At 28.6% G+C, this 9,669-nt stretch carries 11 protein-coding genes; 2 read left to right on the top strand and 9 right to left on the bottom strand.

Features of this window, described 5'->3' with window-relative positions; all coding sequences use genetic code 11:
* The first annotated feature begins 76 nt into the window (after positions 1-76).
* The gene (locus tag GCL60_RS15925) at positions 77-2,110 is read left to right on the top strand and encodes a carboxy terminal-processing peptidase (RefSeq protein ID WP_153421667.1); all 2,034 of its coding nucleotides are present in this window, start codon (positions 77-79) and stop codon (positions 2,108-2,110) included.
* A 277-nt stretch (positions 2,111-2,387) separates the two neighbouring features.
* Complete coding sequence (locus GCL60_RS15930) at positions 2,388-3,212, top strand: Rpn family recombination-promoting nuclease/putative transposase (RefSeq protein WP_161998257.1); 825 nt, start codon at positions 2,388-2,390, stop codon at positions 3,210-3,212.
* Between the two features lie 916 nt (positions 3,213-4,128).
* Here the strand turns inward: GCL60_RS15930 and GCL60_RS15935 are convergent.
* The 9 genes from GCL60_RS15935 to GCL60_RS15970 all read right to left on the bottom strand — a co-directional run bounded on the left by GCL60_RS15935 (position 4,129) and on the right by GCL60_RS15970 (position 9,413).
* Positions 4,129-4,503 (bottom strand): DUF805 domain-containing protein, encoded by a 375-nt coding sequence (locus tag GCL60_RS15935; RefSeq protein ID WP_153421669.1) that lies wholly within the window; start codon positions 4,501-4,503, stop codon positions 4,129-4,131.
* A 346-nt stretch (positions 4,504-4,849) separates the two neighbouring features.
* The gene (locus GCL60_RS15940; RefSeq protein WP_153421670.1) at positions 4,850-5,323 is read right to left on the bottom strand and encodes a hypothetical protein; all 474 of its coding nucleotides are present in this window, start codon (positions 5,321-5,323) and stop codon (positions 4,850-4,852) included.
* Between the two features lie 122 nt (positions 5,324-5,445).
* Positions 5,446-5,877, bottom strand: coding sequence for an imm11 family protein (locus GCL60_RS15945; RefSeq protein WP_153421671.1), 432 nt, complete (start codon positions 5,875-5,877; stop codon positions 5,446-5,448).
* Positions 5,878-6,087: 210 nt separating this feature from the next.
* Positions 6,088-6,219 carry a hypothetical protein gene (locus GCL60_RS17480; RefSeq protein WP_272914834.1) on the bottom strand — a complete coding sequence of 44 codons (132 nt, stop codon included), beginning with the start codon at positions 6,217-6,219 and terminating at the stop codon, positions 6,088-6,090.
* A 111-nt stretch (positions 6,220-6,330) separates the two neighbouring features.
* Positions 6,331-6,912 carry an imm11 family protein gene (locus GCL60_RS15950; protein ID WP_153421672.1) on the bottom strand — a complete coding sequence of 194 codons (582 nt, stop codon included), beginning with the start codon at positions 6,910-6,912 and terminating at the stop codon, positions 6,331-6,333.
* A gap of 59 nt (positions 6,913-6,971) precedes the next feature.
* Complete coding sequence (locus GCL60_RS15955; RefSeq protein ID WP_153421673.1) at positions 6,972-7,319, bottom strand: AHH domain-containing protein; 348 nt, start codon at positions 7,317-7,319, stop codon at positions 6,972-6,974.
* Positions 7,320-7,438: 119 nt separating this feature from the next.
* Positions 7,439-8,203, bottom strand: a complete 765-nt coding sequence (locus GCL60_RS15960; RefSeq protein WP_161998258.1) for an RHS repeat domain-containing protein — start codon at positions 8,201-8,203, stop codon at positions 7,439-7,441.
* A gap of 389 nt (positions 8,204-8,592) precedes the next feature.
* Positions 8,593-9,057, bottom strand: a complete 465-nt coding sequence (locus GCL60_RS15965) for a hypothetical protein (protein ID WP_153421675.1) — start codon at positions 9,055-9,057, stop codon at positions 8,593-8,595.
* The gene (locus GCL60_RS15970) at positions 9,054-9,413 is read right to left on the bottom strand and encodes a hypothetical protein (RefSeq protein WP_153421676.1); all 360 of its coding nucleotides are present in this window, start codon (positions 9,411-9,413) and stop codon (positions 9,054-9,056) included. The genes GCL60_RS15965 and GCL60_RS15970 overlap by 4 nt, the downstream gene beginning before the upstream one ends.
* Between the last annotated feature and the right edge of the window lie 256 nt (positions 9,414-9,669).

Here is a 9,669-nt window from a genome sequence, read left to right on the forward strand (position 1 = left end):
AAAACAAATTGACTATTACATTGCAAAAAATGAAAATAAAGAAATTAGCTTCAGCTTAAAATATAGGGAATGCAATATGCGTTTATTTGCAACATTGTTACTCGCAATAGCTTTAAGTCTTGTAAGCGGAGTATCGTTATCTCCAACAACAGCTTACGGAGAGAATTCAAAGAATGCAAGGACATTCCCTCCTCTCTTAAATTGCCAAGAATCAAAATCACGAATAGATTCCATGCTTGATTTGCATTTTTATTATAATGAAATGAATGATGAATTATCCCAAAGAACAATCAAAAAAATTTTTGAAAACTTAGACCAAAATAAAGTGTTTTTTATAAAGCAGGATATTGAATATTTTCAAAATAATGAAAAAAATATTTCAAAAAAAATAAAAATAAATAATTGTGATTTTTTATTTGAAATTCATAAAGTATTTATAAAACGTGTTCATGAAAGAATGCAAAAAGTAAAATCAATTTTAACAAAAGAACTTGATTTCAATAAAACTGATTATATTAATATTGCAAAACAAGATTGGCCAATCAGTTCTGAAGATGCAAACGAGAAAATTAAAAAAAGAATTAAATTACAGTTTTTATCTACAAAACAACCTGAAGAAAATGATAACAAAGTTAGAGAAAGATTATTAAAAAACTTTGTTCGGTTAGAAAGAAAATTTTATGAGTTAGATAATGACAAACTGTATTCAATTTTTTTAAATAGCTTTGCTCTTGCAATGGATCCTCATTCTGCTCATATGTTACCTTCTGATCATGATTCTTTTGTTATACATATTAGCAATAAATTAGAAGGAATTGGGGCACAACTTCAAGAAAAAGATGGTTACATTGTTGTCCGCGCGATCATTCCTGGTGGAGTTGCCCAAAAAGATGGTCGTTTAAAAGAAAAAGATAAAATCATTGCTGTAGATTCAGGAAATGGCCAAGGATTACACGATCTCATCGATACTGATGTCGATCAAGCTGTTAATTTAATTCGAGGAAAAAAGGGAAGTCCTTTAAAACTCATTGTCTTAAGAAAAAATGGAAGTACGAATGAAAAATTATCTATTGTTCTAACTCGTGACGAAATTGATTTAAAAGAAGATGAAGTAAAAACAGAAATTTATCAATCAAATAATGGAAAAGTTGGAATTATAAAAATCCCAACTTTTTATACAGATTTAAAATGCAAAACAAAAATATTTTCTCAATGCAAAGGTGTATCTTATGATGTTGAAAGAGGAATAAGAAAGTTAACAGAAGAAGGCATTAATGGATTGCTCATTGATTTAAGAAATAATGGTGGTGGAGATTTTCCTGAAAGCGTTAAGTTAACAGGACTATTTATTCCCAATGGAACAGCTGTTCAAACAGTAGATAAAACAGGAACAATTAAAAGATTAAATATAGATGAATCTAATTGGATATATAAAGGACCCTTGGTTATTTTAATTAACAGATATAGTGCTTCTGCTTCGGAAATATTTGTAGGTGCTATGCAAGATTATGGAAGAGGGATTATTGTTGGAGATAAAAGTACTTATGGAAAAGCGACGGTTCAAATTGTTCAAGAGATTCCCGGAACACTTGGACGCAGAACAGATGGAGCAATTAAAGTAACACAGAGTAAATTTTATCGCCCCGCAGGTACTAGCAATCAAAAACAAGGTGTTCATGCCAACATTGTAATTCCTAGTATTTTAGAATCCTATGATATAGGTGAAGATCAATTAGATTTTGCCTTACCATCCGATGTCATCCCTCCTGCAAAAGGTTTTAAACCACTTCAAGATCTTTCTTTTTTAATAAATAGAATAAAGTTTTTAAGCCAAGATAGAATAAATAGAAGCAAAAAATTTCAAGATTATTTAGTAAAAATCAATAAAATAAAACTTGAAAAAAATAAATTATTTCCTATTACAAAAGATTATTTTAAAATTATTGAAGAACAAGAAAATCCAAGAGACTTAAATGAAGAAAGTTTATACAATATAAAATCTTTGATAAATGAAAATGATTTACAATTCATGGAAGCTTTAAATATAACAATGGATTCAATTAAACTAAGCGGAAATCAGAATTTTTGGGTGGGAATGAGTTCGAAGTAGATTTGAATTTGATTGTTAATTCATTTTATTTATCATAAGTATTCTTTTTTTTATTTTCATTATTTAATATTTTTGATAATTATCATTATCAATTTCTATAAGTTGTCTCACATTTTCATCGGATATTCTAAAGTTCAAGAGTCCATTTAATATTAATTTTAATGAATTCTCCTTGCTGTCCAGTTTCTGGTCACCCCCTTTTTTCTTTAAAATTTTTTGTTACTCAAACCTTTGACAAATAAACAAGATGTTTATTTGTTTTTATAAGGATGTTGATTTGGAAAATGATAAGTTACTGGATGTTAAAAATGATTATTTATTTAAACGCATATTTGGGGAAGACGAAGAAATATTTATTGATTTTGCGAATAGTATTTTAAATTACCCGGAAGAAAGAAAAATAATGTCTGTCACTTTTTTAAACAATGAAGTGAATAAAGACAGTGAGTTTGATAAAGAGTCTCGGTTTGACGTAATTGCGCAACTAAATGATGGCTCCTTTGTAAATTTAGAAATGCAAATGAGAAACACAGGTGAGTATGAAAAACGTTGTTTGTATTATTGGGCAAAACTTTATGAAAAACAATTAGGTAAAGGAGAACCTTATCGTGTACTTGCACCTTCCATTTGTATTCATATTTTAAACTTCAATTTTTTTAAAGAAAAAGATGAATTTATGACTAATGTGGGTTTATTAGACATGAAAACCAATAAAGTCTTTTCTAAGGATTTGGAGTTTATCTTTTTAGAAGTTCCCAAAGTTCCAAAAACCTATTACAATAACCTAGAAAAATGGATGGTCTTTTTAAAGGGAACATCTAAAAAGGAGGTCATGAAAATGGACAATTCTGCAATAAATAAAGCTCAAGAAACTTTGGAATACTTAAGCCAAGACCCCGTTGCTCGGGCAAAGTATGAAGCTCGTTTAAAATACTTAAGTGACTACAACACAAGCATGTATACCGAGCGGCAAGAGGGGAGAGAAGAAGGGAGAGAAGAAGCTAAAATTCAATTTGCAAAAAAAATGCGCAGTGAAGGATTTTCTCCTGAAATCGTTATGAAAATAACAGGTCTAACTGCTGAAGAGCTTGAAAAGTTATAAGAGAAATTTTGTGTTTTAGTTTTAATTAAAATATTTATTATCCTATTAAGATTTGAGAAAGTGTATTTAAAATGATTAAAATAAGATTTTTCTTCCGGTAAAACAGTTACTGGAAAAATTTGAAAATTTCCCTCACCTATAGTCTTTAAACAATTTAAAAATCGATCATTTATATAATATTCATCACCAGTGCCATGGTGAAAATCAGTATATTTTTTACCCCAAGGCTCATGATTTGTATACAATTCTTCATCAATTTCAAGTTTTTCTACTTTACGAAATAAATAATCATCATATTTTGTATTTGTTTTTTTTATATAACACTATCAAATAAATAATATTTAAATTTTGGCTCAGCCCATGTTAATCAAAGTATTTGTTCATAAATATTCTCCAATAAAACCTAAGAGTAATTAATAAAATCTATAAAACATTAATTTTCATAAAAATCAATGTTTTGACTTATTATTACTTCTTCTTTCATTGCTAATAGAACTAGATCTGCTTGAACCTTTTGAAGAACTTGTGCTTTTTTGTTATTTCCGCTTTTATCACTTGCCCATGATTTGTTTTTTCATGCTTAATATTCAAATTATATTTCTCAAATATTGCTCAAAATGCTAGAGTTCAAATAAGTTCTCGTATTTTATTTTATCAGTTGAAATAATAAAAAAGAGTGAAGCCTATACTTGGTTCCTACTCATTGAAATCAATGAGAGGCGGTTTATTTAGAATAAAAGCTCTTCATATGCTTTTCAAATGGAAATACAAATTTACAAATTATTTACCTATTTGTGAGCAATTGTGCTCCCTGGCCGGATAATTGCACTTAGAGATAATTTTTGAAAATCCTCTCTAAGCTTTTCTTTTACTTTGATTTATTTGCAACAGAAACCTTTTATACATTAAAATGCGATTATTTGATCTCAAGACAACCATACTTATTTATCCCTTTTGTACCTGGTAGTGAACAAATAATATAAATAATTAAAATACCAATGAGAGGAATCATATGAATAAAGTACCACCATCCATTTTTATTTATATCGTGTAATCTCCTCACTGTAACAGAAATATATGGAGGTAATAATATAAGAGCGGAGATTATAGGAAATAGACTGAAAAAATTAATTTTTTCAGAATTATCAAAAACTATTTTGTTTATTAGAATAGGAATAAACCACAGCGAATAATAAAATAAATGAAAATACCAAAACTCAAGAACTGTTGATCTGCCTTCAAATCGAGCATACTTTTTTAAACTATGTATAATTGATTCAATAAAATTCATATATATTTTCCTTTCAATAATAAAATTAAATTATTTTCATATTTAATATAATTTTGCAAATCTATTTTAGAAAATTAGTTTTTTATTTCTATCTAGTTAATTAACAGCAAAGCAAAATATTATTTATGCTATCAAATCAAATATTTTAAGGACTTACTGAGCTAAACTTGCGGTCTAAAAATCAAATTTAGATTGAGAATAAGTAAAGTATTATAAAGAAATAATACATTTATTAAATTTTTTATAATAAAAAAAATAGTTTCAACAAATCTTGTATATTCAATTATCCCATTGAAATTAATTTAAAACCGTTTGTTTTTAAGAAAATCTTCTAATAATTTATGTTCTATTCAAAAGGCCGACCGATAATCAGTGGCAAAGTACCACTTGGATCATATATTTCACCTACACCGCAATAATCTTCTTCCCATTGTGCATTTAAATAGGAAACAGGATCGTTGCAAATATCTTCCCATGTTGCATTTGGAAATAAAGTCAATACCCAATGATCAATATCCCAAGAACAAAACTTTTTTAACTCAGGCAGCCAGCATAAAATACCAAATTCAGAATATCTATCACATTCTTCTATTAAGCTAACTGCTTCTAATTCATAATAGGCTTGCTGTATTACATTTATAATATTTAAATTAACATCATAAGTTGTGGCATCAATCCATATTTTTTCTCTTTTTAAATCTTCTAATTTATGAAACTTTACTTTTTTAGGATAAGCTTCATCTGGATTATAATCTAATTCTTTATTTGTTTCCAAAAAATTTATAAATTCTAACGGCAAATTTAAATTCATTTCTATCATTTTTAAAAATACTCTCCAAAAGCTCACGTGCAGTATGTAAATCAAATCATGTTTGGTAAAATATATTATATACAAAATAGAGACTATAAAAAAATAGTCTCAAATGAATTATCTATTTTTTATTATCCTAAAGGAATTAAACTAAATCCTTTAACATCATTTTTCTCAAATTCTTCTACCAGCTCTTTCGTTACTACCGTTACAATTTGATACCCATATACTCTAAATATATGAATTCCTTTTGGAACTTTAGAACGATCTAACACCATTTTATCAAAACCACGAAATTTACCAAGTTTATCTGGTCTATTGTCTTCTTCAGTCCACAAATTATATTTTGATAATTCTCTATCTACACAATCAATAACATTTAAAATATTTAAAATAAAATAAGGTTTTTCTTCCGGTAAAACAGTTACAGGAAAAATTTGAAAATTACCCTCACCTATAGTCTTTAAACAATTTAAAAAACGATCATTTATATAATATTCATCACCAGTGCCATGATGAAAATCAGTATATTTTTTACCCCATGGCTCATGATTTGTATACAATTCTTCATCAATTTCAAGTTTTTCTACTTTACGAAATAAATAATCATCATATTTTGTATTTGTTTTTTTTTTTGTATAACACTATCAAATAAATAATATTTAAATTTAGGCGCAGCCCATGTTAATTTAAATAATTCACTCATAAATATTCTCCAATAAAAAGTCTAAAAGCACTCAAAAAACACAATAAAACATTAAATAAAATAAAAATCAATTCTTTGATTTATTATTACTTCTAGTTTCATTGCTAATAGAACTAGCTCTGCTTGAACCTTTCGAAGAACTTGAGCTTTTGTTATTTCCGCTTTTATCACTAGCCCATGCGCCTTGTTTTGTAACCATATTATTCATTTCAGTAATATAATTTTTATATATTATAATGTATTTAATTCAATTCAGATAAAAATGAGACTATAAAAAAATATAGTCTAAAATGAAATTTCTATTTTTAAATTATCCAACAGGGATTAAAGTAAATCCTTTAACACCATTTTTCTCAAATTCTTCTACTAGCTCTTTCGTTACTACAGTTAAAATATCATAGCCTTTTAATAAAAAAATATGAACTCCATTTGGAACTTTAGTACGGTCTAAAACCATTTTATCAAAACCATGAAATTTACCAAGTTTATCTGGCCTATTGTCTTCTTCCGTCCATAAAGTAAATTTTGATAACTCTCTATCAACACAATCAATAACATTTAATGTATTTAAAATAAAATAAGGTTTTTCTTCTGGTAAAACTGTTATTGGTAATAATTGATAATTGGTTTCACCTACAGTTTTTAAACAATTGATAAACTTTTCATTTATGTAAAAAGCGCCTCCTAAACTCATATGAAAATCTGCAAATTTTTTGCCCCAAGATTTTCCAATAACAAGCTCATTTGCTATTTCAATTTTTTTTCCTTGTTGAAATACATAATCCTCATATATTTTTCCAGATATTTTTTCTAAAGGTTCATTTAATAATAAATATTTAAATTTTGACTCTGGCATATTTATTGGCAATGTTATCCTAAAAAGCTCATTCATACTATTTCCCTTCATTTTATATTCTATTAAATTCAATAATTATTTATTTATCAAATTCATTATTGTTTTGTCCTATTGTCATTTCGTCTTTCTGAACTAATTGAAGATCCTTTAGCATTAGAAGAGGATCTATCCGCACTGCCTTTACTATTGCTTACTTGGTTTTTTTGTTTGCCTGTTACCAAGTCGTTCATTCTTGTTCCAGGAGTGGCAATTTCTACTCCTAACTTAGTGAGCTCAGATTTAAAGGCTTTTGTATAGGCTTCTCCTTCTAATCCCCTTGTTGCTTCATTAAGTTTATCCCAAACCCCCAAATGATATTCTGCAGGATGGTTTGCTGAATGACCCAATACAGAAACCTTATTACTAGGTTCTTTCGAAATATCTAATCCAGCTTTATTAAACATTTATTCAAAAAATGGAGTCCATATGACACCACCCTTCGCCCGTTTTGTATTTTTGTCCGTTGCAATATGATGAATTTGCGCATTTTTAATTTTTGCTGCCGGCATCGCTTCGGCAGCTACTATTTTTTTAGCATTTGAAGCAACTTCCGCAAGTAGCGAAGGATTTTGTAAAGCGGAAACAGTATTGGCAACACTTGCAAGTTCAGCAATTGTTTCTTGAGGAGACAGCCACTAGTAGATGACAAAGTCTCAACAAGGTCACAATAAACTGCTAAACTTTTCTGTTTTAAAGTTGCATTTGGTGACTCAAAGGCTTTATTAAAAATAGCGCTATTATTGGATGTGTTTGTTGATGATTCAACTTGAGGAGATTTTCCACGCGGTAATAATGGTCTTCCTTTTTGCTCCCCAGTTTCATAATGAAATTCAATAGGATTATTTCCTGCATATTGAAATAAGTTTGCTTCGTCTGTTACTTTAATAATTTCATCAAAATTTTGTCCAATATAAATATCAGGTGACATCCATAAACCACGAGCGGGATCATAAGCTCGTACGCCCATTGAATGCAGACCAGTCGATGCTGAAAACTTTCCTTTTGCAAAAACTTCCGTACCACGCATACCTTGAAGTTCATTTGAGTTTGAGCTTCCTAATATTTCAAAGGATTTTCCTTCCCAGTTATCACGCATGTTACTTTGAGGATTAGTGTATAAAGAAACATCTTGGCGATTTCCGACTTCTTTGTAACTTGCTAAAATTGAGTTTGATAATAATGGAATTCCGCGCGATAATCCAAAAGGTTCACTCGCATTTCGTTCTACTATTTTATGAGAATCAATGTCTATAACTTGTGAAACGGAGCCCACATGATCTTTTATCACAAGTTCTTTTCGTGATTGCATTTGAGCAGAAGATAATGAAACAGCATCTTTTGCATTTAAAGTTGGATAACGTGTAATTAATCTTAAATTTGCAAAAGAGCCTATTCCAATATTAAAATGAATTTCATCTCGTTCAAATGTAATGCCTTGAGCAAAAGCTACTGAGCGAGGAAGTTTTTGTATTGTTAAATCATTTTTCTTTTCTGAATTATGTTGTGGTTGTCTGCCATCATTTAATAATTTTTAATAAGTAACACCATCAAATTCAGCAAGCTAACTAAGACTATTCCAAACATATTTTTTTATTGGAATTTCATTTGTATTTTGCTAGTTTGAAGCTGTAATTAATTTTGTATTGGAAAAATTTATTTTATAACTTTAAATTGAAATTATAAATACTCAATTTCACATTTAAATTCATTAGAAATAAATTGCATAATTTTAAGATCTTTCGAATATATTTCATAATAAGAGGTATCAAAAGGTCTTATTTCTAATAGAGCTCCTTGTAAATCTGGAACTTCATTATCTTCAGACCAATAAGATCTTGTCCAATCTTTGTTTTTAGGTTGTTCATTAAAACAAATAAAAGTAGCAAAAATAATTTGATATTTATTATCTAACTTATTTATTAGATCATTTGTGCTTCCAATGAAATAAGGGATATGATTTGATTTCAGATTTAACCATCCATCTGGAATTGTTTCTAAATCAGCCAAGTACCAAACTATTTTTGAATTGAATTGATTAATTAAATTTATAATTATATCTAATTGTTCTTTTGTTCCACATAAATCAGAACTTATCATTTTTGGTTTTAATTTTATAAAATATTTAGCCATATCAGAATTCATAATGTTAAACTCCAAGGTGTTCCGTTATCTCTCTTCGGTGTTCCGCCAGTATTATTTGGAGTAGAAAAATGATCATGAGGATTTGAATGATCTTTTCTTCCATGATTAGTCCAATCAGTTGTTTTCTGCAATTGTCCATTTTCACCCCACTGTCTTGTCTGCCTATAATCACCTTTTCTACCCTCTTTTATCCCAATCTGCGAATGAGGTGCATTTGATGATGGAGTTGGCTCTCCTGAATTAATATCTTTTGGTAACTTAGGATTTCCTGGAGGTTTATAATTATTTTGAGGTTCTCCACCAATATTCGCATTCATCAAAATATCCGAAATACATTTCAAACCAACGAGGGCCATGATACCGCCATCGAAAGCCATTTTACTTGATACTGGTGAGGTAGCAATTACAGATGTGCCACCACCTGAGGGGACAGAAGTTGCTAATACATTCTTTTTAAATTATTTGTTTTAGTAATTATTATTACTATAAAATTAATTTTTACAGTTCTGCCTTTTTTAAATATTTAATCACATTCTTCATATATGATTTCAGATGCAATAATAATTCCATCACAACCTTTTAAAGCATTTATGCAATATACATTAAAATCTC

Origin of the sequence: Silvanigrella paludirubra, assembly GCF_009208775.1 — a bacterium.
In the GTDB taxonomy this organism is placed as follows: domain Bacteria; phylum Bdellovibrionota_B; class Oligoflexia; order Silvanigrellales; family Silvanigrellaceae; genus Silvanigrella; species Silvanigrella paludirubra.